The following is a 23,397-nucleotide window of genomic DNA, read 5'->3' as shown; positions in this document are numbered from 1 at the left end:
CCCAACGTCGAGACCCACCCGCGCATACGTCAGCGGGGGTGGGTCTCGACGCTACCGATGGGTCTCGGCGTCAGATCAGGGCACTCAGATCAGGACACTCAGACCAGGCGCGTCTTCGGGGAGGTCGAGTACGTCGCCTCCGCATCGCGGTTGACCGTGTCGCCCAGGGCCTCGTCAATCGCGGTCATGGTGTCGGCGTCGAGCTTCACGCCAGAGGCCTTGACGGTCTCGGCGAGCTGCTCCGGACGCGAGGCTCCGACGAGGGCCGCTGCCACGTTCGGGTTCTGCAGCACCCACGCGATCGCGAGCTGCGGCATCGACAGGCCCGCCTGCTCGGCGATCGGCTTGAGGCGCTGGACGGCGGTGAGGATGTCGTCCTGCAGGAAGCTCTTGATGAAGTCGGCGCCGCTGTGGGGGTCGGTCGCACGCGAGCCCTCTGGCACCGGCTGACCAGGGAGGTACTTGCCGCTGAGCACGCCCTGCGCCATCGGCGACCAGACGATCTGCGAGATGCCGAGCTCTTCGGATGCCGGCACGACCTTGCCCTCGATGACACGCCACAGCATCGAGTACTGGGGCTGGTTCGAGATGAGCTGAATGCCGAGCTGCTTGGCGAGAGCATGCCCTTCGCGCAGCTGCTCCGCGGTCCACTCCGAGACGCCGATGTAGAGCGCCTTGCCCTGGCGGACGACGTCGGCGAAGGCCTGGAACGTCTCCTCGAGCGGGGTCTCGTAGTCGAAGCGGTGTGCCTGGTACAGGTCGACGTAGTCGGTGCCGAGGCGCGTGAGCGAGCCGTTGATCGACTCGAAGATGTGCTTGCGGCTCAGGCCGGTGTCGTTCGGTCCCTTGGGGCCGGTCGGGAAGTAGACCTTCGTGAAGATCTCCAGCCCCTCGCGGCGCTGACCCTCCAGCGCCTTGCCGAGCACGACCTCCGCGGCCGTGTTGGCGTAGGTGTCGGCGGTGTCGAAGGTGGTGATGCCGGCGTCGAGGGCGGCATGCACGGTCTTCACGGCGGCGTCGTCGCCGACCTGTGAGGCGTGGGTGACCCAGTTGCCGTAGGTGATCTCCGAGACCTTGAGACCGCTGTTGCCGAGATAGCGATAGTTGACCATGGATCAACGCTACTGGCTGCCCACTATGGCCGGGCCGGATGCGAGGGAAGAGGTCAGGCGGTCGCAGGAGCGGAGCGTGGTCGTACCGCGGCCATGACTCCGACGACGACGAGCGCGACGGCGGAGAGCGCACTCACGGCATAGAGGGGGCGTGCCCATGGCGAGTAGTCGCCCCCGCCGATGCCGAAGGCGTCGGCGAGTCCCATGCCGGCGCCGAACGAGGCGATGAAGTAACCCCCCGCCCCGAGCATCAGCAGCACCAGGAAACCCATCGCCGGGATCAGCGGATGCGCAGCGGTGCATACCGCGACGACCGCGAGCGCCACAGCCAGGGCGATGCCGACACCGAGGATGAAGAACGCTTGGCCCGGCATCAGGCTCTCACCGGCGTTCGACATCTCCGCATGGATCTCGTCGAGTGATCTACCGGGAGCGGCGGCGAGTGGATTGAGCACCAGGATCTGCACCGCGGCGAGCGCGGCATAGATCGTGACGGCGAGCACGCCGACGATCGAGATCCACAGCGTCTGCATCCGCATGGTCCGACGCTGCATCCGAGTCATGCGGGTCAGCCTAAGAGGACATCCCGAGAGTCTCCCGATACTCGCGCCAGGCCGCTCCGAGTCGGCGGATCCCCTCTGCCAGCACGTCGTCGGGGGCGGTGAACGGGATGCGGATGTGGTCGTCCGGCGACGCGGATACCGCGAACGCCGCGCTCCCCGCGACCGAGACGCCGTGCGTTGCGGCCGTCCTGGCGAGCGCCGCCGCCGACCCCGCGGGCAACCGCACCCACAGCGAGAGCCCGCCACGGGGCGGTTCGACCGTCCAGTCGGGCAGGTGCTCGGCCATGAGCGCCTGGAGCAGTCTCAGCCGTTCCTGGTGGATGCGGCTGTTCGCCCGGCGCAGGTCGTCGGCGCGGGCGATCAGGTCGAGCGCGAGCAGCTGGCCCGGCACGCTGGTGGACTGGTCGGCGAGCTGGCGCGCACCGCGCAGCCGTCGCACGAGCACGGGGTCGGCGCGCAACCAGCCGATCCGCAGCCCCGCCCACACCCACTTCGACACCGACTCGACCACGATGACGGGGGCATCCGCGCGCTCGGCCGCGAGCGTGGGCGGCACGACCCCGTCGAAGGAGATGCCCGCGAGCACGCGGTCTTCGATGACGGGAACGCCGTACTGCGCGGCGAGCTCGGCCACCCGGTGCCTCGCGGGGGCAGGCAGGCGCGACCCGGTGGGATTCTGGTGATGCGGGTTCAGCGCGACGAGCACGGGGCGCAGTCGGGCGAGCGCCTGCTCCAGCGCGTCGACGTCGAGACCGTCGTCCCCCATCGGGACGCCGTGCACCGTGCCACCGCGCAGTCCGACCGAGTCGGTGACTCCCGGCCAGGTGATCTCCTCGGCGAGCACGATGTCGCCGGGCCCGACGAGCGCATTGACCACGAGGCTGATGGCCTGCTGCGCGCCGTGGGTGACGAGGATCTGCTCCGGTGTGGTCGGGGTCCCCTCCGCGGTGTACATGTCGGCGATGAGGGCGCGCAGGGCAGGAAGGCCCGCAGGGTCGGTCTCGGGCAGCAGGGCGAGGTCGAGCCGCGGCTTGTGATCGCGGATGAGCTGCACCCCGAGGTCGGAGATCTGCGGCACGGTGCGCAGGAGATCGATCGCGTTCGGCAGCGCGGAGAACAGGGCTTCTCCTCGCCCCGGTCGCTGGGCGGGCACGGCGGTTGCGGCTGTCCCGGCGATGCGGGTGCCGCTCCCCTGCCGCCGGTCGACGAGACCGCGCTCGGCGAGGTCGGCGTACGCGGCGACGACCGTGCCGCGCGAGACGGAGCCTGCGGCTGCCAGTGCGCGCTCCGCGGGCAGCCGGTCCCCCGGGCGCACCTCGCCACTCGCGATCAGGCTCTCGATGCCCCTCGAGAGCCGGGCGGCGAGAGTGCCGTCTCCCTGTGTCCAGCGGCCGAGCCGTGCCGAGAGCGCCTCCGACGACACGTCACCTGCGTGCACGAGAGATGCCGCTCGCCCCGCAACAATGGCCGATACCTGATCCATTGGCCCGCCATTGGCCCTGTCTTTCACGCTCATGAGAACCGATTCTGGACCAATGAACACGCATTTCGCCAGCAGTCCTTCTGAGCCTGGACCAATCAACCCCGATTGGACCATCGCACAGCTCCTGGAGTGGCTCAGCGATGATGTCCGCCAGCACGATGTCACGCTTCAGCATCCGCTCGCCCGCATCGAGGCACTGCTGACCGGAGCGCGCTGGGCACGCACCCCGTCCACCGTTGCGTTGATCCGCTCGATCGCCGCCGCTGTCCGCGACGACCCGGCGCGGGGAAGCATCCGGATCAGCGAGCTCTCCCCGCAGCAGGCGCCACGGATGTCGGAGCGCATTCCTCAACTCGCCTGACCGGAGCCTCGCGGAGCCTCGCCGCACCGCGGTGCCCGGCTCAGCCGATCGTCGGACGAACCAGCTGCTCCTGCTCCTCGAGCGTCTGCGCCTGCGCGCGCTTCTCCGCCCGTTCCCGCTCCTGCGCCTCGGCCGCTTCTCGGCGTTCCGCACGCGTCTGCGGCTCACCGGAGCCGGCCTCGGCCTGTACCTCCTGGGACTGGTCCGTCACGATCTTGGCGCGGTCACGGAACCCCTCGGCCGTCACCCGATCGAGTGCGACCTGCTTGCGGATCGCCGCGGCCTTCTCGTAGAGGCTCGGGTCACCGTAGCTCGTGAGCACCTTCACGAGCACCGGCAGCAGCTCGATCATGAAGAACAGCGCGGCGATCAGGATGTGCGCCCACAGGATAGAGGGCTCCTTCTCGCTCAGCCGGTTGAGTCCGCTGATCTGGCTGAGCAGCCCGACGGCCCCGGCGTTGCCCTGCGCCACGGCGTCGGCCCGCGCGTTGTACGCGGCGAGTGCCTGGTCGTAGGAGTCGCGGGCGGTCGGCAGCTGCGACTTCGCCTGCTCGCGGTTCTGCGCCTCCGACGACGAGGTGTTCTCCTTCGCGGCGGCCCCCGCAGCGGCGAGCTCCTCGTTCGCGGTGCGCAGCTGCGCGGCGAGCGCGTCGTAGGTCTGCTGGGCCTCGGCGAGCTGCGCCTTGGCGGCATCCGAACTGGCGCCCTGGCCGTTGACGCCGGTGCAGCCGGGAACGGTGCCGGCACCCTCACCCGTCAGTTCGCACTGGTACAGCACACGAGCCTGGTCGATCACGGCCTGCTGAGCGGTCATCTTCGCGGTCACGTCATCGACCGTGGCCTGGGCCGCAGATTCCGTGGCCGACGAGGCGTCCGTCCCCGCGACGATGCCGGTCGCCGCCTGGTTCTCGAGCTCGGCGACCTTGGCGGATGCCGCGTCGAGCGCGATCTTCTCCGGGCCCGATTCGAGAGCCTCCTGGTCGGATTGCGACTGCGTGATGTTGGTGGAGGCGACCTCACGGGCGATGTCGTTGTGGAAGATCTGCAGCACGAGCGGCTCGGCGACGACGAACCCGATGATCGCGGCCATGATCACACGCGGGATCGCGAGGCCGATGAGGCGCCAGACGTTCCTCGTCGAGCTCATGGTCGAGGTGAGGAAGCGGTCGAGGTTGAAGATGATGAGCGCCCACACGAGCGCCAGCGGCACGGCCAGCCAAATGGCTGCCTGCACACCGGTGGTGAGGGCGAAGAGCATCGAGATCGCCGAGACGAGCGCGGTGCCGGCGAGCACGAAGAACATCTGCACGAAGCGCGGCGTCTCGCCGGGGACGCGGTCGAGGATCTCGCCTTCCGCTCCTCCGAGGATCGCAAGGGTCCGCGCGCGCGAACCGGGAGTGCGCGGTGGGCGCGTCTTGCGGGGCCGGCGCGCGCGCGGGGGCTTCACCGGGGCGGGCTCTTCTGAAACGAGGGCGTCGGCGATCGGGGTCGCCTCCGACGTCGCGGATGCGGACGCCTCACGGGTGGCGTTGTCCGTGCCGGTGGGCTCGAACTCGCGCAGGAAGTCGAGGTCATCCGTGACGGCGTCGGGTTCGCTGTCGAGGATGATCCGACCCTGCGAGTCGTAGCGACCCGGTCGATGGGCGGAATAGGGCATCCGAACAATCTACGAAAGGTCGCCTGTGCATCGCGTGGAAGAGTGCTTTGAGCGACTCACAGCTTGGGCGGCGGAACCGGGCAGATCAGGTTGCCGGCAGAAGCCGATCGAGGGCGGCGGCATAGGCGGAGAGCCCGTCGTCGAGCGTGAAGTGCCCGGCGGCGGCCAGCGTTCCGAGCCCGTGGATCAGACCCCACAGCGCGACGACATCGGTCGGTCGGTCCAGGCCCGCGGCGGCTGCACTCTCGGCGAGCACGGCCTCGAGCCCGTCGATCAGAGGCGCCATCGTCGGGGTGGGAGCCCCGGGCACGCAGACGGTCGGGTCGTAGACCGCATCGAACGCGTGCGGATGCTCGACCGCGAAACGGATGTACGCGGATCCCCCCTCGGTGAGCGCGGCCCGCGGGGTGCGGGCGTTCTCGGCGGCGGCGCGGACCCGGTCGAGGAGGTCGGCCATGCTGCGCTCGGCGATCGCCTTCAGCAGTCCGAGCCGGTCCGAGAAGTGGTGATAGGGAGCGTTGTGGCTGACGTTCGCGGCCCGAGCGACCTCGCGCAGGCTGATCTCCGCCGCGGGCATGCGCTCCAGCAGCTGCATCGCGGCGTCTTCCAGCGCACGGGCGAGATCGCCGTGGTGGTAGCCGTCCTTCGAACTTGACATGAGCAACATCCTCTCCTATCTTGACAGTGTCCACCAGCTTGACACTGTCCAGATAGGAATCCGACATGCCCGCTATCGTGATCGACGGTCATCCCGATGCCCGCTCCCTGACCGCCGCGCTCGCGCAGCGCTACGCCGCAGCCCACGGCGACGCACGCGTGCTCGCCCCCCGCGACCTCGACTTCGACCCGAACCTGCGCTTCGGCTACCGCGAGCGCATGACGCTCGAGCCCGACCTCGTCGAGGCGAAGCGCGCACTGCAGAGCGCCGACACGGTCGTCATCGCGACGCCGCTGTGGTGGGGGTCGGTCCCCGCCCTGCTGAAGGGCTTCTTCGACCGCGCTCTGCTGCCGCAGCAGGAGTACCGGTACACGAAGCTCGGTCTCGTCGAGGGCCTGCTGCCGGCACGCCACGGCCGCCTGCTCCTGCTCGCGGACACACCCTGGTACTTCGTGCCGTTCACCGGATTGCCCGCGCAGACCCACGTCGCCCGGGGGACGATGCGCTTCTGCGGGATCCGCTCGGTGCGCACGCACCGCATGCTCGGTGTGAAGGACGCGAGCGATGCCACCATCACGCGGTGGCTCGACCGCGCCGAACGGCTGGGCGCCGCGGACGGACGCCGAGCGGGTGCGCCTCAGCCGATCGCGGCGGAAGCGGCCTCGTCCTCGGTCGTGGCGACGAGCTGACCGCAGGCGCCGTCGATCTCCTTGCCGCGGGTGTCGCGGAGGGTCGTGGGGATACCGGCGTCGTTGAGCCTGCGCACGAACTCGTTCTGCACCGGGATCTCCGACGAGGTCCAGATCGATCCGGGCGTCGGGTTCAGCGGGATCGGGTTCACGTGCACCCAGCCGCGGCCACGCTGATTGAGCTTCTCGGCCAGCAGGTCGGCGCGCCAGGCGTGGTCGTTCATGTCCTTGATGAGTGCGTACTCGATCGAGACGCGGCGACCGGTCTTGGCGTAGTACTCGTAGGCGGCATCGAGGGCCTCGTCGACCTTCCACCGCGAGTTCACGGGGATGAGCTCGTCGCGCAGGTGGTCATCGGGCGCGTGCAGAGACAGCGCGAACGTGACCGGGATGTTCTCGTCGGCGAGCTTCTTGATCGCGGGCACGAGGCCCACGGTCGACACCGTGATGCCGCGCGCGCTCATACCGAGGCCGTCGGGCTGCGGGGCGACCATCGAGCGCACCGCATCCATCACGCGCTTGTAGTTGGCGAGCGGCTCCCCCATGCCCATGAAGACGATGTTCGAGACGCGCTCCATGCTGTGATCGTCGGCCTTCTTGCCGCCAAGGCCGCCCTCGGCGATCAGCCGGTTCGCGCGCACGATCTGCTCGATGATCTCGGCCGTCGACATGTTGCGGGTGAGCCCCGCCTGTCCGGTCGCGCAGAACGGGCAGTTCATGCCGCAGCCGGCCTGGCTCGACACGCACAGCGTGATGCGGCCGGGGTAGCGCATGAGCACCGACTCGACCAGCGCGCCGTCGTGCAGGCGCCACAGGAACTTGATCGTGTCACCGCGGTCGGTCTCCAGGCGTCGCACCTCGGTGAGCAGAGGCGGGAGCATGCCGGCGACGAGCTGCTCCCGGGTGTCGGCCGGGAGGTCGGTCATCTGCTCGGGGTCGGACGTGTAGTGACGGAAGTAGTGCGTCGACAGCTGCTTCGCGCGGAAGCCCGGAAGCCCGAGCTCCTTGACCTTCTCGGTGCGCTCGGCCGGCGTGAGGTCGGCCAGGTGCACCGGCGGCTTGCCGCGCTTGGGGCTCGCGAACTGCAGTAGCGGACGCCCCTCGGCGTCCTTCTGCTGGGTCCACCCCTCGGTCGCGGGGCGCACCTGCGCCGTGCGCGTCTCGCGGACCTTGCCCTGGGCGGGCCGACCCTGCGGGGCGGACGCGGATGCTGCGGGGCGCGTCTCGCGCGTGCGGGGAGTCTCGGTCATACCCTCCAGGGTACGCGGTGGCGGATGGGAACGCCCTGGGGCGCGGGAGGCGACCTCTCTAGACTGAGCCCATGGATGCCGTGCTGTGGATCATCGCGATCGTCGTCGGCCTGATCGTGGTCGTCGCGATCCTCGCGGTCGCACTGCGCGGCATGCGCCCGAAGCTGCCGGAGCCCCAGGTGTTCACCCCGTCGCCCACGACCGCGCGCACGACTCCGGCCTCGTCCACGTCGGCGTCGGTCTCCGGTCTGACGCCAACCGTGATCGCCGAGATCGACCGGCTCGTCTCGGCCGGGCAGAAGATCCACGCGATCAAGCTCTACCGCGACCACTCGGGCGTCGGCCTCAAGGATGCGAAGGACCGCATCGAGCACTGGTCGGTCAGCACCACGGCGCCGCACCTCGCAGCCGTGTCGAACGCCACGGCCACACGCTCATCGATCACCCCGACCGCCATGACCCCGTCGTCTGTGCGCGCGTCGCTGCCCCCGTCGGTCGCCACCGAGATCGACAGGATGGTCGCCGGCGGTTCCGCCATCGCCGCGATCAAGGCGCTGCGCCAGCACACCGGGCTCGGCCTCAAGGAGTCGAAGGAACTGATCGAGGCCTGGCCGCGCACCCACGCCTCCTGACCAACTTGTCGTTACAGGCTGCGCCCGGGAGAATGGACGAGCCCGCCCGATGAAGGAGCCCCATGCCCGACCGTCTCGACCGCGCCCGCAGCACCGGCATCCTCGCCGTTCTCCGCGCCCCCTCCCCTGAACTGGCGCTCGAGGCCTCCGAGGCGATCATCCGCGGCGGTGTCACGGGCATCGAGGTGACCTTCTCCACGCCCGACGCACCCGCCGTCATCCGCGAGCTCATCGCACGCCACGGCGACTCCGCCCACATCGGCGCCGGCACCGTGACCACGGCAGCGCAGGCGGAGCAGGCCGCAGAGGCGGGCGCCGAGTTCCTGGTGAGCCCCGGCACGCTGCCCCACCTCACCCGCAGCATGCTCGACACGGGTCGCGTCGTGATGACCGGAGCCATGACACCGACCGAGGTCATGGCCGCGCTCGAGCTGGGCGTCGACGTGGTGAAGATCTTCCCGGCCTCCCTCGGCGGCCCCTCGTACCTCGGCGCCCTGCGCGGACCGTTCCCCGACGCTCCGCTGATGCCCACCGGCGGCGTGAGCCCCGACAACCTCGCCGCGTGGTTTGCCGCCGGCGCAGTAGCGGTCGGCGCCGGGGGCGACCTCGCGAACGGCGCATCGATCAAGGCCGCCGACTGGGCCGACATCGAGCAGCGCGCTGCACGGTTCGCCGCGGCTCTCGCCGCCACGCGAGACTGATCGCCCCGCACCCGCCGACCCAGGAGGCCCGGCGGCAGCATCCTCGCGATCGCGCTGTTCGCGGCGGTCCTGCCCGCACGCACCTCCACGGCGGCGATGCTGCTACTGCTCATGGTCGGCGACGTGTTCGCGCTCATCGCCTACCGTCGGCATGCGCATTGGCCGACGCTGCTGCGTCTGGCCCCCGCGGTCATCGCCGGCCTCCTGGTCGGATTCGCCTTCCTCGCGCTCGCCGGCGACGGCATCGTCCGCCGCGCGATCGGGGTGATCCTGCTGCTGATGATCGCGGTGACGCTGTGGCGCCGGTGGCGGCAGAGCAGGGCGGACGCCGCGGCTCCACCGTCCGGTGGCATCGTGCTCGCCGGTACCTACGGCACGCTCGGCGGCTTCACCACCATGGTCGCGAACGCCGGGGGGCCGGTCATGTCGATGTACTTCCTGGCCACACGCACCCCGGTGCAGGTGTTCCTCGGCACATCGGCATGGTTCTTCGCCATCATCAACGCGATCAAGGTGCCGTTCCTCGCGGGCCTGGGACTGTTCGAGACACCCGTGCTGCTGATGGATGCCGTCCTCGCCCCGCTCGTCGTCGCCGGTGCGCTCCTGGGCCTGTGGGTCGCGCGGAAGATGAATCAGCGGGTGTTCGACCGCATCGTGATCGTCCTCACGATCGTCGGCGCCGTGTACCTGCTGTTCTAGGGAGATCCCCCGCGTCTCAGTCGAGGAAGATGTCGGGGAAGAGCGCGTCGTCGGGGGTGCCGGGGATCGCGGCGTAGCCGGAGAAATCGGTGACGCCGTCGGCTTCGAGCACGTCCTCGACGATGAGCGTCTGCCCGGTGAACGACGCCGCGGGCTTGAGCAGCACGGCGTAGGCGGCATCGGCGTAGATGTCGGGCGTGCGGCTGGCGGCCATGACCTTGTCGCCCCCGAGGAGGTTCTGCACCGCAGCGGTCGCGATCGTGGTGCGCGGCCAGAGCGTGTTGGCGGCGATCCCGTCGCGCGCGAACTCGGCGGCGAGGCCGAGCGTGACCATGGTCATGCCGAACTTGGCGAGCGTGTACCCGGTGTGCGCGCCGAGCCACTTCGGGGTGGGGTTCAAGGGCGGCGACAGCGACAGGATGTGCGGGTTCTCGGCATCCTTCAGGATCGGCACCGCCGCTCGCGAGAGCATGAACGTTCCGCGCACGTTGACATCCTGCATCAGGTCGTACTTCTTGGCGTTCAGGTCGAGCGAACGCGACAGGTCGATCACGCTGGCGTTGTTGATCACGATGTCGATGCCGCCGAACTCACCCTGCGTCTTCATGACCGCCTCGGTGATGTCGTCGTCGTCGCGCACGTCGCCGACGATCGGCAGGGCCTGGCCACCCGCCGCGCGGATCTGCTCGGCGGCGGTGTGGATCGTGCCCTCGAGCTTCGGATGCGGGGTGTCGGTCTTCGCGAGCATCGCGATGTTCGCACCGTCTGCGGCAGCCCGCAGCGCGATCGCGAGGCCGATGCCGCGGCTGCCGCCCGACATCAGGATGGTCTTGCCTGCAAGGGACATGGGTTCTCCTGGGTTCTCGATCGCGAAGGGAAAGGCAGCCGCGGGGTCAGCGCGGCGCCATGCGGATGGCGCCGTCGAGGCGGATGGTCTCGCCGTTGAGATAGCCGTTCTCGACGATCTGCTGCACGAGCACGGCGTACTCGTCGGGGCGGCCGAGCCGCGACGGGAAGGGGACCTGCTGGCCCAGGGAGTCCTGAGCGGCCTGCGGGAGACCCATCAGCATCGGCGTCTCCATGATGCCGGGAGCGATCGTGCAGACCCGGATGCCGTAGCGGGCGAGCTCGCGCGCCACGGGGAGGGTCATGGCGTGCACGCCGCCCTTGGATGCGGAGTAGGCGGGCTGGCCGATCTGGCCGTCGAACGCGGCGACGCTCGCGGTGTTCACGATGACGCCGCGTTCCTCGTCGTGCAGCTCGTTCTTGGCGATCACGGCAGAGGCCTGCGAGATGACGTTGAACGTGCCGACGAGGTTGATGCGGATCACGCGCTCGAAGTCGGCGAGCACGGCGGGATTGCCCTCGCGGTCGAGCACCTTCGCGGGCGGCGCGATCCCTGCACAGTTCACGACGACGCGCAGCGGAGCCGCCGCCTGCGCGGCCGCGACGGCCGCCTGCACCTCATCGGCGTTCGTCACATCCGCCGCGACGAAGAGCCCGCCGAGCTCGTCCGCGATCTCGGCACCCTTCGACGAGGCGAGGTCGATGATCGTGACGTGCGCTCCCGCGGCGACCAGCCGACGCGCCGTGGCGAGTCCGAGCCCCGAGGCCCCACCGGTGATGAGTGCACCCTGTCCACTGATCTGCATCTGATGTTCTCCTTCGAACGTCGTCGTGCGACATGCATTGATGGAACGCAGTATCAGCCTACGTGGTTCTTGGTTTCACCACGACCGGGGGAACTGCATCGAGAGCGAGCCTACGACACCGCCTGGATCGATGGCATGATCCCGCTCATCGTGGTCGGGCAGGATGGACGGATGAGCATCCCCTCCACCTCCGTCGACGTCCCGGTGCGGGTTCGCGAGCTCGCCCGCGGCGCCGCGCTCACACCGGTCTGGCTCGATGGGATCGGGGGGCTGACCTTCCGCACCGACGACGGCCGGTACATCAAGTGGGGGCCGCTCGACGACGAGGCGAACATGCGCGACGAAGCCGAGCGCATGAGGTGGGCGCGTACCTGGATCTCGGTGCCCGAGGTGCTCGAGCAGGGCCAGGATGACGCGCACGAGTGGCTCGTCACGGTCGCGATCGATGCGAGCAGTGCCGTCGACCCTCGCTGGGCCGCCGAACCGGAGAGCGCGGTGCGAGCGGTCGGCGTCGGCCTTCGCGCGCTCCACGATGCACTGCCGGTGGCCGAGTGCCCCTGGGAATGGAGCACGCACCAGCGGATCGCCGACGCCGACGGACGCCCCACCGCCTTCGTCGATCTCGCCGCCCTCGGAGTCGCCGACCGCTGGGCCGACATCGCCGTGGCATCGATGAGCACGATGTGGAACTTCGGCACCGGATGGGAGGACACCCTCATCGAGGCGTACGGCGTCGACCCCGACCGCGACCGCGACCGACTCGCGTACTACCGGCGGCTCTGGAACGAGACCTGACCCGGACCTCTCCGAGGCGGCCGTCGAGGCCGTCGTGCACCGTCTCCGTCCGCCCGGCGGCACCCGGATGATCGTCTCGAGGAGTAACGTCACTTCTCGTGTTGACCCTCCCCGCTCCGGCGCGTCGCCTCCCGCGTCGGCGGGGCTTCGCCCCCGCCCAGGCGATCGCCCTCGGCTTCGGGGCGGCGATCCTCGTCGGCACCGCGCTTCTGATGCTCCCGTTCTCGTCGCGCAGCGGCGTCTGGACGAACTTCGTCGATGCGCTCTTCACCTCCACCTCTGCGGTGTGCGTGACGGGACTCATCGTGGTCGACACCGCGACCTACTGGAGCCCGTTCGGCAAAGTCGTGATCCTGCTCCTGATCCAGCTCGGCGGGCTCGGCATCATGCTCTTCGCGGCCCTGATCGGCTTCGCGCTCGCTCGCAAGCTCAGCGTGCGTTCACGGATCTTCGCCGGCACCGAGACGAAGTCCACGGGTGTGGGCGACATGAAGCGCACCGCGATCGGCATCCTGATCACGACCTTGATCATCGAGGCGGCGGTCGCGACGGTCCTGTTCGTCCGCTTCTGGGCCGGCTACGACTACGACGTGGGCCGAGCCGCCTGGCACGCCGTCTTCCACGCCGTGTCGTCCTTCAACAACGCGGGGTTCGCGCTGTACACCGACAGCCTGATCGGGTTCGTGTCCGACCCGTGGATCTGCATCCCGATCTGCATCGCGATCATCCTCGGCGGGCTCGGCTTCCCCGTGCTTCGACAGCTCCGGAAGGAGTTCAGGAACCCGCTGCACTGGTCGATGAACACGCGGATCGTGCTCGTCGCCACCCTCGTCCTGCTCACCCTCGGCACGGGGTTCACGGTGGTCGTGGAGTGGAACAATCCCGGCACGCTGGGACCGCTCGATCCCGCCTCCCGCATGCTGGCGGGGTTCTTCCATTCGGTGCAGGCCCGCACGGCCGGCTTCAACTCCGTGGACACCTCGCTCATGCACGATGAGACCTGGCTCGTCACAGATGTGCTGATGTTCATCGGAGGCGGACCGGCAGGCACCGCCGGCGGCATCAAGGTGACGACCTTCGCCGTCCTTCTGTTCATCATGTGGACCGAGTTCCGCGGCGGGACCGCGGTGAACGTGTTCGGGAAGCGGCTCTCGCGGGCTGTGCACAGGGAGGCCATCACCGTGGTGATCGTCGCCCTCGCCGCGGTGATGAGCGCAGTGATCGCGATACTCGCGATGACGGATCTCGACCTCGATCGCGTGCTCTTCGAAGTCGTCTCGGCGTTCGGCACCGTCGGCATGTCCACCGGCATCACGGCCGATCTGCCGGCGGCCGCGCAGCTCATCCTCGTTCTCCTGATGTTCCTCGGCCGGCTCGGACCGCTGACGCTGGGTTCCGCGCTGGCCCTGCGCCAACGGCGGACGGCGTACGAGCTGCCCAAGGAGCGCCCGGCGATCGGCTGACCGGTCTCCCCCCACGATCGCTCGACGACAAGGACACCACATGACCAAGTTCCTCTCCTTCACCCCTGACGCCCGGCGCATCGCCGAAGCCGATTCCGTCGCGGTGATCGGCCTCGGACGCTTCGGGACCTCCCTCGCGCTCGAACTGATGTCGTCGGGCACCGAGGTCCTCGGCATCGACGCCGACGAGGACATCGTGCAGTCCCTCAACGGCGAGCTCACGCAGGTGGTCAGAGCGGACTCGACGCGGCTCGACGTGCTCCAACAGCTCGCGGTCGGCGAGTTCGATCGTGTCGTCCTCGCGATCGGCAACGACATCACCGCGTCGATCCTCACCGCGTCCCTGCTGCTCCAGTTGCAGGTGCCCGTGATCTGGGCCAAAGCGGTCGACGAGCAGCACGGGGCGGTCCTCGAACAGCTCGGCGTGCATCGCGTCATCTATCCGGAGAAGGACATGGGCCGACGCGTCGCCCACCTCGTGCGCGGCGCGGCCGCCGACTACCTGGAGATCGACCGCGGCTACGCGATCGTCAAGACCGTCGCACCCCGGCACCTGCAGGGCATCACCTTGAGAGAGGCCGCCGTGCGCAGCACGCACGGGATCACGGTGGCCGCGTATCGACCCGAACGAGGGGAATGGCGAAACGCCGAGGCCGACACCGTGCTGGGCGAAGGAGACACCGTGCTCGTCGTCGGTCCGACCACGAAGGTAGAGAGGTTCGCGCAGTTGCGTTGACTCAGCCCGAGGGGCCGAGGATGAAGTTCCACGCCCCGGTGACGACGGCGGCAGCGACCGCGATGCCGGAGATGGCCGCGCCCACGGCGAGCAGCAGCCATTCGGCCGCCCGGAAGCGCGACTCTCGCGCCCAGGTGCGCCGGCCCGGCGCCCCGAAGCCCCGCGCCTCCATGGCCGTCGCCAGTTTGGCGCCGCGGCGGATGGAGAGCACGAGCAGGGCGAAGGCCATCCCCAGGAAGCGACGGATGCGGCCGCGATCGGCCACGCCCCTGGCCCGGCGCGCCAGCTCGAGCGCACGCCAATCGTCGAGAAAGAGGCCCACCATCCGGAGGCCCGCGAGGGCACCGAGCACGAATCGGGCGGGCAGACGGACGATCTGGCCGAGACCGTCGGCGAGGTCGGTCGGATCGACGGTGATGAAGAGCACCACCGACGGCAGCGCGATCGCCAGCACACGCAGCATCGTCGCGAGCGCCAGCGCGAGCGATCCCTCGCTGATGCGCAGCACGAACCAGTCGACGTAGACGACGCCGCTGGTCTGACCGTAGAGCGCGATCGTGAGACCGGTGAGGGGCGCTGCGAGCCACACCGGCCAGGTGCGCACCCAGAACTCGCGCCAGCCGATCCCGGCGAACAGGAACAGCACGAACTCCAGAGCGAGAGCGACGGAGGCCGAGACCGGATCGAGAGTCAGGATCAGGGGTACCGCGATGAGCGCGCTCACCCCGAGCTTGGCCACCGGGTTGACCGTGGCGAGCGCTCCGGTGCGTGCGCGCGTCTCGAGAAGGCTCATGACGCACCCCCCAGCTCGAACCGCGCGGCGTGCAGGGCGCGCACGACTTCGAGGTCGTGCGTGATCGTGACGATGGCCGCACCCTCGTCTCGGAGCGCGGCGAGCATGGCGACGAGTTCGGTCCAGGTGCGGGCGTCCTGCCCGAAGGTGGGCTCGTCGAGCACGAGCACGCGCGGTCTGGTCGCGATGGCCGCAGCCACCGTGAGCCGGCGCTTCTCACCGCCGGAGAGCGTGTACGGGTTGGCGGCGGCGAGGTGGGCGAGGCGCAGACGGGCGAGCAGCTCGTCGCTGCGAGCGGTGATCTCGTCGTCGGTCATCCCGAGCGCCCGTGGCCCGACGGCCAGTTCCTCGCGCACGGTCTTCGCGAGCAGCTGATGCTCCGGCTCCTGGAACACCATGCCGATCCGGGTCAGCAGATCCCGTGAACTCCAGCTGATCGGCGCGGACACCGCACCGTTCGCGAGGAGCGCGGATGCCTCGACCGCGCCACTCGCTGGAGGAAGGAGCCCGGCGAGGGTCAGACCGAGCGTCGACTTGCCCGCCCCGTTGGGCCCGGTGATCGCGAGCGCCTCCCCCGCGTGCACATCGAGGTCGACACCGGTGGCGACAGGGCGTCCCTTGACGCGGGCGACGGCCAGGTCGCGCGCCGAGAGCAGGGTCTCCCCCGGCGGCCAGAGCGGGGGCGGCGGCGCGGCGGGAGGATGCCCCGGCACCCAGACGCCGTCCGCGGCCAGCTGCGCACCACGGACTCCGAGGACTTCCGCCGGTGCGCCGTCGGCGACCACACCGCCGCTCCCGATCACGATCACGCGCGTGATGAGCGGCAACCAGACCTCGAGGCGGTGCTCGACGACGATGAGCGTCGACGGCTGAGCCTGCAGCATCCGCTCCACGGCATCGCGCACCTCTATGACCCCGGCGGGATCGAGATTCGCCGTCGGTTCATCGAGCAGCACCAGACCCGGCCCCATCGCCAGCACCCCGGCGAGCGCCAGCCGCTGCTTCTGCCCACCGGACAGGGCCTTGGTCGGGTGCCCGAGCGGCACGTCGAGGCCGACGGCATCCAGGGCCGCCTCCACCCGCGGCCAGATCTGCGCTCGCGGCACTCCGAGGTTCTCGCAGCCGAACGCCACGTCATCGCCCACTCGCGCGAGGATCACCTGGGAGTCGGGGTCCTGCAGCACGAGCCCTGCACGTCCGCGGGTGGCCACGGCAGGAGCGCCGTCGACGATCAGCGTGCCCTCGCTCTCGCCCTCTTCCTCACCCCCGAGCACGCCGGCGAGGCCGTGCAGCAGGGTCGACTTGCCCGCACCCGACGCGCCGAGCACGAGCACACGCTCACCGGGCTCGATGCGGAAGGAGATGTCGCGCAGCGCCCAGGCGAGGCGACTGGCGTGACGCCACCCCCAGCCGCGCGCCTCGACGGCGGCCGGGGTGGCCTGATCCGCACCCATCAGACGCGGACGCGCGCCTCGCGCCCGGAACCGAACCGGTCGAGGGCGCCCGTGGCGGCGATGCCGCGCGCCAGCACCCAGGACAGGGCACCGGCGATGACCGCTCCCGAGATGACCGTGCTGATCAGGTAGATGATCGTGAACGCGGGACCGGAGCCGGCGTACCAGAGCACCAGGTTGTTGATCCCGCCGGCCAGAGCCGCGCCCGCGCCCGCGAGGATCGCGACCGGCAGCGACCAGCGGCGGTAGAAGAAGAGCAGGAAGATCAGCTCGGCGCCGAGGCCCTGCACGAGACCGGCCTCGAGCGTGAGGAACCCGCCCCACTGGTTGCCGATGAGAGCGGAGACGACCGCGGCGAGCAGCTCGACGTAGATCGCCGCCCCGGCCTTGCGGATGATGAGTCCGCCGAGCACGCCGGCGAAGAGCCACGGGCCGTCGAGGAGGCCCTGGATGCCGGGCAGCAGCGGCTCGAGCAGGGCTTTCGGCCCGAGGTACCCGACGTTCCAGGCCAGGAAGATCAGGCCGGCTGCGACTCCGAGGACGCTGGCGACGACGATGTCGACGATCCGCCAGCGCAGGTAGCTCCGGCCCGGGGTGTTCCCCTGCGTCTTCGCGGTCGCGGATGTGGACGTACTCATCTGAACTCCTCCCTGCGCTGGCATGACCCAGATCAGGTTCGACGGTCGAAGCGCGATTCGCTCCCTCTCAGCCCGGCTCGCCGGACTCCCGTGGTTGTGCTGACGATCCTACCGCCGGCGACACCCGCACGGCGACAAGGCCGCGCACCGCGGAACTCGCCCGAGATTGGGTACCGTAAACGAGTGACCGCTTCAGATCCCGCCGACGAGGCGACGGGGGTCGTCGGCGACGACGGCCCGGCGAACGCCTCCCCCTCCGGACCTGTCGATGCTGCGGCAGCCGGTTCGGTGCTGACGGCCGAGCAGACGTCGACACCCGCGCTCGCCGCGGAGCCGGTGGTCGCGGAGCCGGTGGTCGCGCCGGATCCCGTCGTGCCGCCGGAGCCGGTGGTGTCGCCGGAGCCGGTGGTGTCGCCGGAACCGGCGACCCCCGCCCTGACCAAGCCGCCTTTCGTTCCTCGCGAGCCCATCGCCGCAGAGACCGCTGACGACGCCCTCGCCCTGCTGGACGGCGCGTCACCCCGGTGGGCGGATGACACCACCACCGCCACAGCTCTGACCTGGGTGGACACCGCGACGGTCGCCGCCGGCACCGACGCCGCGACTCTCGACGAGACGTCGGAAGCAGAACCGACGGACGGCCTGCTGCGTGGGGCGCGTCTTCGTCCGGCCATCGCCCGCCCCGGAATCCTGGTGCCGCTGTCCACGCTCGTCGGCATCGTCGCCGTATACGCGGGCACCACGCTGCTGTGGCCGTTGCACGAGGTGCCGCCCACGGTGCAGTCGGTCGATTTTGCGACGACGCCCGCCGCCGCTGCCACGGTCACCTGGCCGACCGAGGGCGCCGGCGCCGTGGGGATCGCCGGCATGGGCACCGCGGCATCGGTCCCCGATGCGGTGAGCATCGCGAGCATCACCAAGGTGGTGAGCAGCTTGATGGTGCTCGACCGGATGCCGCTCGCGCTCGGCGAGCAGGGCCCCGAGTTCTCCTTCACCCGCGCCGACAGCGTGAAGTACTGGGACTACCGCCGTAGCGACCAGTCCGCCCTCGATGTGCCGATCGGCGGCGTTCTGACGGAGTATCAGCTGCTGCAGGGCACGCTCATGGGCTCGGCGAACAACTACATCGACCGCCTGGCAACCGAGATCTGGGGTTCCGATCGCGAGTTCGCCCGTGCGGCAGAGGTCTGGCTGCGAGAGCGCGGGCTCACCGGCATCACCGTGGTGACGCCGTCGGGCTTCGACGAACGCAACGTCGCCACTCCCGAGGCTCTGATCGCCCTCGGTGAGCGCGCCATGCAGAACCGGGTATTCGCAGAGATCGTGGGGACCAGGTTAGTCGATCTTCCGGGTGCCGGCACCGTCGTGAACACGAACGGAATGCTCGACGACCCCGGTGTCGTGGGCATCAAGACCGGCACGCTCGTGGGCTGGAACCTGCTCACCGCGAAGGATGTGGTCATCGGCGACACGACCGTGCACCTCTACGCCGCGGCCCTGAACCAGGCCGGCAACGACCAGCGACTCGCCCTCACCCGCTCCCTGTTCACCGAGGCGGAAGCCGCGCTGGAAGCTCAGGCCCCGGCCGTCGCGAAGAACACGGTTGTCGGTCAGGTCACGACCCCCTGGGGTGAGAAGGTCGACGTCATCACCGAATCCGACGCCGACGTGGTGCTCTGGAACGCAGCGACTGCCACGGCCACGGCGGACTTCGCCCTCGGCGACGAGCGTGAACAGGACGACGCGGTGGGGACGCTGACCACAGCCGGCCCCCTCAACACCATCACGACGCCTCTGGTGCTGGCCGAAGACGTCGAGGGCCCGAGCCCGTGGTGGCGTCTGACCCACCCGCTGGAACTGCTCGGCATCACGACCGACCGCTCCTGACCACCCTCTCCGCTCACGCATCTCCCGAGCGCGTCGTGCGCCTCCCGGTCGCGTCGTACGCCTCCCGGTCGCGTGACCGGCACAGGACGACGCCCCACCCCGCGTGAGCGGAATGGGGCGTCGTTCTGGGATGTGTCCGCAGATCAGGAGCGGCGGGCGGAGCCGTCCGCTCCGTCTTCCAGCAGAGCCTGAGCGGCCGCCGTCTCCGCGGCCGGCACCTGGGCACCCACCGAGGATCCGGCCGCGGCGGCAGCAGCCTCCGCAGCGGCGCCTTCGACGTCGGTCGCCTCGCCCGTGACGACGACCGGGGTCGCCCCGGTGAGGGCGTTGTCGGCGTCGATGTCGGTCGCCGCCTGCTCGAACTGCGACTGGTACAGACGCCAGTAGGCGCCCTGCGCGGCGATCAGCTCGTCGTGCGTGCCCTTCTCCACGATGTCGCCATGCTCCATCACCAGGATGAGGTCGGCGTCGCGGATCGTCGACAGACGGTGCGCGATCACGAACGATGTACGTCCTTCACGGAGCGCGGCCATCGCGTGTTGGAGCAGCAGCTCGGTGCGGGTGTCGACCGCCGAGGTGGCCTCATCGAGGATGAGGATCGACGGCTGCGCGACGAAGGCTCGCGCGATGGTGATGAGCTGGCGCTCACCCGCCGACACGTTCGCTGCATCCTCGTCGAGCACCGTGTCGTAACCCTCGGGGAGGGCGTGCACGAAGCGGTCGACGTAGGTCGCTCTGGCGGCGGCGAGAACCTCGTCATCGGTCGCGGTGGAGCGCCCGTAACGGATGTTCTCGCGGATGCTGCCGGCGAACAGCCACGGATCCTGGAGCACCATGCCGGTGCGTGAGCGCAGCTCGTCGCGGGTGACCTCGGCGATGTCCTGGCCGTCGAGCATGATCCGCCCGCCGCTGAGCTCGTAGAAGCGCATGATCAGGTTGACCAGCGTGGTCTTCCCCGCCCCGGTCGGGCCCACGATGGCGACCGTCTGCCCGGGCTCGACCCGGAACGACAGGTCGCGGATGAGCGGACGCTCCGGCGTGTAGGAGAACGCGACGTTCTCGAACTCGATCACACCCTTGCCCTCCACCAGATCGGGAGCGTCGGCGTCATCGGCCTCCTGCTCATCGGCGTCCAGCAGCTCGAAGACACGCTCGGCCGATGCCGTTCCGGACTGCACGACCGCGGCCATGCCACCCAGCTCGGACAGCGGCTGCGTGAACTGCTGCGAGTACTGGATGAACGCCTGCACGTCACCGAGACGGAGCTGACCGTTCGCGACCATCAGACCGCCGAGCACCGCGATGCCCACGTAGCTGAGATTCCCGACGAACATCATGGCCGGCATGATGATGCCGGAGAGGAACTGCGCCTTGAAGCTCGCCTGGAACAGCTCTTCGTTCTCGACCTGGAACCGGTCAAGCGCATCCTTCTCGCGTCCGAAGACCTTCACCAGCGCGTGGCCCGAGAATGCCTCCTCGACACGGGCGTTCAGTCGACCGACCTTGCGCCACTGCATGCCGAAGGCCTTCTGCGACCGCGGTCCGATGATGCCGAAGATCACTCCCATGAGCGGCAGCGTGACCAGGGCCACGAGCGCGAGCTGCCACGAGATCGAGAACATCATGACGAGCACGCCGATCACGGTGAGCACCGAGGTGAGGGCACCGGAGAGCGACTGCTGCATCGTCTGCGTGATGTTGTCGATGTCGTTCGTGACGCGCGAGATCAGCTCGCCGCGCTGCACCTTGTCGAAGTAGGCCAGCGGCAGGCGGTTGATCTTCGCCTCGACGGACTCGCGTAGTCGCCACATGGTGCGGACCATGATCACGTTGATGACGTAGCCCTGGATCCAGGTGAGGAAGGCCGCGGCCACATAGATCCCGAGGACCGCCGCGATGACGAGCCGCAACGCGTCGAAGTCGACGCCCTGGCCGACGGTGAAGTCGCCCAGCGCCCCGACCTGGTTCGCGAAGTCGTCTTGGCCGCCGGCTCGCAGGGCCTCGACCACGACGTCCTGCGAGGTGCCGGCGGGGAAGCCGGGGAACCCGTCGGTCGGCTGTCCGAGCTGGATGGAGATGAAGCCCTTGTAGACGAGGTTCGTCGCCTCGGCGAGCACCTTGGGCGCCGCGACCGTCAGGACCACGCCGATCGCGCCCAGGACCGACACGAAGACGAACCAGATGGCCGACGGCTTCAGCAGCCCGATCATGCGCGCGAAGCTGGGGCCGAAGTTGTCGGCCTTGCCGGGTGCGACACTGTCCCAATCGCCGGAGTTCTGACGCGCCTGCTCGGCGAGCTCGGCCTCGTACTTCTCCTCGGCGCTCAGCTCGACCTCGGCCACGGCGGGTGCCGCCTTGCCCCGGCCGCGCTTGGCCTTGGCCTGGTCGTTGTCCTGCGCGCTCATGCGTCCACCCCCAGCTGCGACTCGACGATCTCTCGGTAGGTGTCGCTCGTCTCGAGCAGTTCCTCATGCGTGCCGACGCCGACCATGGTGCCGCCGTCGAGGACGACGATGCGATCGGCATCCGTGATCGTGGAGATGCGCTGGGCGACCACGATCTTCGTCACGTGCGGGAGTTCCCGCCACAGTGCCTGGCGGAGCCGGGCATCGGTCGTGAGGTCGAGGGCCGAGAACGAGTCGTCGAAGACGAGGATCTGCGGCTGGTGCACGATCGCACGGGCGATCGCGAGTCGCTGACGCTGACCGCCGGAGACGTTCGTGCCGCCCTGGGCGATGCGGGACTCGAGGCCGTCGGGCATCTCTTCGACGAAGTCGCGGCCCTGAGCGATGTCGAGTGCGTGCCAGAGCTCTTCGTCCGTCGCCTCTTCGCGGCCGTAACGCAGGTTCGACGCGACGGTGCCGGTGAAGAGGAACGGACGCTGCGGCACCAGGCCGATACTGTCCCAGAGGGACTCGACGTCGGCCTCGCGCACATCGGTGCCGCCGACGTGCACGGCACCACCCGAGACGTCGAACAGACGCGGGATGAGCGACACGAGGGTCGTCTTGCCCGATCCGGTGGATCCGACGATCGCGACCGTCTCACCCGGCTGCGCGGCGAAGCTGATGCCGGTGAGCACCGGGGAGTCGGCTCCGGGGTAGGTGAACTCGACGTCGTCGAGTGCGACGGCACCGGGGACCGGGAACTCCGTGACGCCGTTCTCGGGGCGGACCAGAGTGGACTCGGAGTCGAGCACCTCGCCGATGCGCTCGGCCGAGACCGCGGCGCGCGGGATCATCATCGCCATGAAGCTGGCCATGATGACGCCGCCCATGATCTGGCCGATGTACTGCATGAAGGCGAACAGCGTGCCCACCTGCACCGTGCCGTTGTTGACCTCGATGCCGCCGAACCAGATGACCGAGACGACGGTGACGTTGAGGATGAGCATGAACAGCGGGAACAGCAGCACGAAGAGCGAGCCGACCTTGCGCCCGACCACCATGATGTCGGTGTTGGCGCCGCGGAAGCGCTCCTCCTCGATGCGCTCGCGCACGAAGGCGCGCACAACACGGACACCCGTGAGCTGCTCACGCATGATGCGGTTGACGTTGTCGAGCTTGCCCTGGTAGCTGCGGAACAGCGGCACCATGCGCCCGATGACGACGGCGGCCAGGATCAGCAGCAGCGGCACCGAGACGGCGATGAGCCAGCTCAGGCCGACGTTGGTCTGCACGGCGAAGATGATGCCGCCGATCGCGAGCAGCGGGGCCGTGACGAGCATGGTGGCGCCCATCATCGCGAGCATCTGCACCTGCTGCACGTCGTTCGTGTTGCGGGTGATGAGCGAGCCGGCGCCGAACTGCGAGACCTCGCGCTCGGAGAAGCCGCTGACCTTGCCGAACACGTCGGCGCGGATGTCGCGGCCGGCGCCCATCGCGGCGCGCGCGGCGAAGTACGTCGCGGTGACGGAGGCGATGATCTGCCCCAGCGAGACCGCGAGCATGAACAGACCGGTGCTCCAGATGTACGCGGTGTCACCGCGGGCGACGCCCTTGTCGATGATGTCGGCGTTCAGGCGCGGGAGGTAAAGGGTCGCCGCCACGCTGGCGAGCTGGAAGACCAGCACCGCGAGCAGCAGCCATCGGTATCGGGAGAGATAGCGAAGGAGAATTTTTCCCAGCACAGGCGGACTTTCTAGGAAGGATGAAGCGGCGGATTTCTCGGCAGA

General features: G+C 69.4%; 21 protein-coding genes, 1 pseudogene and 1 riboswitch. Of the genes and pseudogenes, 9 read left to right on the top strand and 13 right to left on the bottom strand.

Features of this window, described 5'->3' with window-relative positions; translation table 11 throughout:
• Positions 1–98 precede the first annotated feature (98 nt).
• Genes KY497_RS05230 through KY497_RS05220 form a run of 3 tightly spaced genes read right to left on the bottom strand, consistent with a single transcriptional unit; the run spans position 99 to position 3,158 of the window.
• Positions 99–1,112 carry an aldo/keto reductase family protein gene (locus KY497_RS05230; RefSeq protein ID WP_017829513.1) on the bottom strand — a complete coding sequence of 338 codons (1,014 nt, stop codon included), beginning with the start codon at positions 1,110–1,112 and terminating at the stop codon, positions 99–101.
• Between the two features lie 53 nt (positions 1,113–1,165).
• Positions 1,166–1,675, bottom strand: a complete 510-nt coding sequence (locus tag KY497_RS05225) for a hypothetical protein (protein ID WP_219869994.1) — start codon at positions 1,673–1,675, stop codon at positions 1,166–1,168.
• A 10-nt stretch (positions 1,676–1,685) separates the two neighbouring features.
• Complete coding sequence (locus KY497_RS05220) at positions 1,686–3,158, bottom strand: PLP-dependent aminotransferase family protein (protein WP_258185918.1); 1,473 nt, start codon at positions 3,156–3,158, stop codon at positions 1,686–1,688.
• A 52-nt stretch (positions 3,159–3,210) separates the two neighbouring features.
• On the opposite strand from KY497_RS05220, the gene KY497_RS05215 reads away from it, so the two are divergent.
• The gene (locus KY497_RS05215; protein ID WP_141387095.1) at positions 3,211–3,519 is read left to right on the top strand and encodes a hypothetical protein; all 309 of its coding nucleotides are present in this window, start codon (positions 3,211–3,213) and stop codon (positions 3,517–3,519) included.
• Between the two features lie 40 nt (positions 3,520–3,559).
• Here KY497_RS05215 and KY497_RS05210 read toward each other — a convergent pair whose 3' ends face one another.
• Together KY497_RS05210 and KY497_RS05205 are read right to left on the bottom strand one after the other, a co-directional pair.
• Positions 3,560–5,176, bottom strand: coding sequence for a DUF4407 domain-containing protein (locus tag KY497_RS05210; protein ID WP_219869993.1), 1,617 nt, complete (start codon positions 5,174–5,176; stop codon positions 3,560–3,562).
• Between the two features lie 85 nt (positions 5,177–5,261).
• On the bottom strand, positions 5,262–5,834 hold the full coding sequence (locus KY497_RS05205) for a TetR/AcrR family transcriptional regulator (protein WP_055876064.1): 573 nt from the start codon (positions 5,832–5,834) through the stop codon (positions 5,262–5,264).
• Between the two features lie 65 nt (positions 5,835–5,899).
• Here KY497_RS05205 and KY497_RS05200 point away from each other — a divergent pair, with 65 nt between their 5' ends.
• The gene (locus KY497_RS05200; protein WP_219869992.1) at positions 5,900–6,523 is read left to right on the top strand and encodes an NAD(P)H-dependent oxidoreductase; all 624 of its coding nucleotides are present in this window, start codon (positions 5,900–5,902) and stop codon (positions 6,521–6,523) included.
• Here the strand turns inward: KY497_RS05200 and rlmN are convergent.
• Complete coding sequence (gene rlmN, locus KY497_RS05195) at positions 6,472–7,773, bottom strand: 23S rRNA (adenine(2503)-C(2))-methyltransferase RlmN (protein ID WP_174799585.1); 1,302 nt, start codon at positions 7,771–7,773, stop codon at positions 6,472–6,474. The genes KY497_RS05200 and rlmN overlap by 52 nt on opposite strands.
• A 71-nt stretch (positions 7,774–7,844) precedes the next feature.
• Here rlmN and KY497_RS05190 point away from each other — a divergent pair, with 71 nt between their 5' ends.
• The 3 genes and pseudogenes from KY497_RS05190 to KY497_RS05180 all read left to right on the top strand — a co-directional run.
• Positions 7,845–8,405, top strand: coding sequence for a ribosomal protein L7/L12 (locus KY497_RS05190; protein ID WP_219869991.1), 561 nt, complete (start codon positions 7,845–7,847; stop codon positions 8,403–8,405).
• Between the two features lie 62 nt (positions 8,406–8,467).
• Positions 8,468–9,106, top strand: coding sequence for a bifunctional 4-hydroxy-2-oxoglutarate aldolase/2-dehydro-3-deoxy-phosphogluconate aldolase (locus KY497_RS05185; protein WP_219869990.1), 639 nt, complete (start codon positions 8,468–8,470; stop codon positions 9,104–9,106).
• Positions 9,107–9,133: 27 nt separating this feature from the next.
• A pseudogene (locus KY497_RS05180) lies at positions 9,134–9,805 on the top strand (sulfite exporter TauE/SafE family protein); the annotation flags it as partial.
• 16 nt (positions 9,806–9,821) lie between these two features.
• Here KY497_RS05180 and KY497_RS05175 read toward each other — a convergent pair.
• Entirely contained in the window at positions 9,822–10,652 is an 831-nt protein-coding gene (locus tag KY497_RS05175) for an NAD(P)-dependent oxidoreductase (RefSeq protein WP_017829524.1), read from the bottom strand.
• Positions 10,653–10,698: 46 nt separating this feature from the next.
• A complete protein-coding gene (locus KY497_RS05170) occupies positions 10,699–11,457 on the bottom strand; it encodes an SDR family NAD(P)-dependent oxidoreductase (protein ID WP_055874651.1) in 759 nt (252 codons plus the stop codon).
• A 171-nt stretch (positions 11,458–11,628) separates the two neighbouring features.
• Between KY497_RS05170 and KY497_RS05165 the strand changes: the two genes are divergently transcribed.
• The 3 genes from KY497_RS05165 to KY497_RS05155 all read left to right on the top strand — a co-directional run bounded on the left by KY497_RS05165 (position 11,629) and on the right by KY497_RS05155 (position 14,451).
• On the top strand, positions 11,629–12,252 hold the full coding sequence (locus tag KY497_RS05165; protein WP_219869989.1) for an aminoglycoside 3'-phosphotransferase: 624 nt from the start codon (positions 11,629–11,631) through the stop codon (positions 12,250–12,252).
• Positions 12,253–12,350: 98 nt separating this feature from the next.
• Positions 12,351–13,715: a TrkH family potassium uptake protein gene (locus tag KY497_RS05160; RefSeq protein WP_219869988.1), complete on the top strand. Its 1,365-nt coding sequence runs from the start codon at positions 12,351–12,353 to the stop codon at positions 13,713–13,715.
• A gap of 40 nt (positions 13,716–13,755) precedes the next feature.
• The gene (locus KY497_RS05155; protein WP_219869987.1) at positions 13,756–14,451 is read left to right on the top strand and encodes a TrkA family potassium uptake protein; all 696 of its coding nucleotides are present in this window, start codon (positions 13,756–13,758) and stop codon (positions 14,449–14,451) included.
• Between the two features lies 1 nt (position 14,452).
• On the opposite strand, the gene KY497_RS05150 is transcribed toward KY497_RS05155, so the two are convergent.
• The 3 genes from KY497_RS05150 to KY497_RS05140 form a co-directional block, all read right to left on the bottom strand.
• On the bottom strand, positions 14,453–15,244 hold the full coding sequence (locus tag KY497_RS05150; protein ID WP_219869986.1) for an energy-coupling factor transporter transmembrane protein EcfT: 792 nt from the start codon (positions 15,242–15,244) through the stop codon (positions 14,453–14,455).
• Positions 15,241–16,698 carry an ABC transporter ATP-binding protein gene (locus KY497_RS05145; RefSeq protein WP_219869985.1) on the bottom strand — a complete coding sequence of 486 codons (1,458 nt, stop codon included), beginning with the start codon at positions 16,696–16,698 and terminating at the stop codon, positions 15,241–15,243. The genes KY497_RS05150 and KY497_RS05145 overlap by 4 nt, the downstream gene beginning before the upstream one ends.
• Entirely contained in the window at positions 16,698–17,336 is a 639-nt protein-coding gene (locus tag KY497_RS05140; RefSeq protein WP_141387111.1) for an ECF transporter S component, read from the bottom strand. The genes KY497_RS05145 and KY497_RS05140 overlap by 1 nt, the downstream gene beginning before the upstream one ends.
• Positions 17,327–17,438: riboswitch (TPP riboswitch) on the bottom strand. It overlaps the preceding gene by 10 nt.
• An 81-nt stretch (positions 17,439–17,519) precedes the next feature.
• Between KY497_RS05140 and KY497_RS05135 the strand changes: the two genes are divergently transcribed.
• Positions 17,520–19,223: a D-alanyl-D-alanine carboxypeptidase family protein gene (locus KY497_RS05135; RefSeq protein ID WP_219869984.1), complete on the top strand. Its 1,704-nt coding sequence runs from the start codon at positions 17,520–17,522 to the stop codon at positions 19,221–19,223.
• 143 nt (positions 19,224–19,366) lie between these two features.
• On the opposite strand, the gene KY497_RS05130 is transcribed toward KY497_RS05135, so the two are convergent.
• Together KY497_RS05130 and KY497_RS05125 are read right to left on the bottom strand one after the other, a co-directional pair.
• On the bottom strand, positions 19,367–21,628 hold the full coding sequence (locus tag KY497_RS05130) for an ABC transporter ATP-binding protein (RefSeq protein ID WP_219869983.1): 2,262 nt from the start codon (positions 21,626–21,628) through the stop codon (positions 19,367–19,369).
• Positions 21,625–23,352: an ABC transporter ATP-binding protein gene (locus KY497_RS05125; protein ID WP_055866173.1), complete on the bottom strand. Its 1,728-nt coding sequence runs from the start codon at positions 23,350–23,352 to the stop codon at positions 21,625–21,627. The genes KY497_RS05130 and KY497_RS05125 overlap by 4 nt, the downstream gene beginning before the upstream one ends.
• Positions 23,353–23,397 lie beyond the last annotated feature (45 nt).

Origin of the sequence: Microbacterium sp. PAMC22086, from assembly GCF_019443525.1 — a bacterium.
GTDB classification, from domain to species: Bacteria; Actinomycetota; Actinomycetes; order Actinomycetales; family Microbacteriaceae; genus Microbacterium; species Microbacterium maritypicum.
This window is presented reverse-complemented; position numbering and strand designations above follow the sequence as displayed.

Coding starts and splice junctions, on each gene's coding strand:
- KY497_RS05230 (WP_017829513.1), bottom strand. CDS start 1,112: ATGGTCAACTATCGCTATCTCGGCAACAGCGGTCTCAAGGTCTCGGAG.
- KY497_RS05225 (WP_219869994.1), bottom strand. CDS start 1,675: ATGACTCGGATGCAGCGTCGGACCATGCGGATGCAGACGCTGTGGATC.
- KY497_RS05220 (WP_258185918.1), bottom strand. CDS start 3,158: ATGGATCAGGTATCGGCCATTGTTGCGGGGCGAGCGGCATCTCTCGTG.
- KY497_RS05215 (WP_141387095.1), top strand. CDS start 3,211: ATGAACACGCATTTCGCCAGCAGTCCTTCTGAGCCTGGACCAATCAAC.
- KY497_RS05210 (WP_219869993.1), bottom strand. CDS start 5,176: ATGCCCTATTCCGCCCATCGACCGGGTCGCTACGACTCGCAGGGTCGG.
- KY497_RS05205 (WP_055876064.1), bottom strand. CDS start 5,834: ATGTCAAGTTCGAAGGACGGCTACCACCACGGCGATCTCGCCCGTGCG.
- KY497_RS05200 (WP_219869992.1), top strand. CDS start 5,900: ATGCCCGCTATCGTGATCGACGGTCATCCCGATGCCCGCTCCCTGACC.
- rlmN (WP_174799585.1), bottom strand. CDS start 7,773: ATGACCGAGACTCCCCGCACGCGCGAGACGCGCCCCGCAGCATCCGCG.
- KY497_RS05190 (WP_219869991.1), top strand. CDS start 7,845: ATGGATGCCGTGCTGTGGATCATCGCGATCGTCGTCGGCCTGATCGTG.
- KY497_RS05185 (WP_219869990.1), top strand. CDS start 8,468: ATGCCCGACCGTCTCGACCGCGCCCGCAGCACCGGCATCCTCGCCGTT.
- KY497_RS05175 (WP_017829524.1), bottom strand. CDS start 10,652: ATGTCCCTTGCAGGCAAGACCATCCTGATGTCGGGCGGCAGCCGCGGC.
- KY497_RS05170 (WP_055874651.1), bottom strand. CDS start 11,457: ATGCAGATCAGTGGACAGGGTGCACTCATCACCGGTGGGGCCTCGGGG.
- KY497_RS05165 (WP_219869989.1), top strand. CDS start 11,629: ATGAGCATCCCCTCCACCTCCGTCGACGTCCCGGTGCGGGTTCGCGAG.
- KY497_RS05155 (WP_219869987.1), top strand. CDS start 13,756: ATGACCAAGTTCCTCTCCTTCACCCCTGACGCCCGGCGCATCGCCGAA.
- KY497_RS05150 (WP_219869986.1), bottom strand. CDS start 15,244: ATGAGCCTTCTCGAGACGCGCGCACGCACCGGAGCGCTCGCCACGGTC.
- KY497_RS05145 (WP_219869985.1), bottom strand. CDS start 16,698: ATGGGTGCGGATCAGGCCACCCCGGCCGCCGTCGAGGCGCGCGGCTGG.
- KY497_RS05140 (WP_141387111.1), bottom strand. CDS start 17,336: ATGAGTACGTCCACATCCGCGACCGCGAAGACGCAGGGGAACACCCCG.
- KY497_RS05130 (WP_219869983.1), bottom strand. CDS start 21,628: ATGAGCGCGCAGGACAACGACCAGGCCAAGGCCAAGCGCGGCCGGGGC.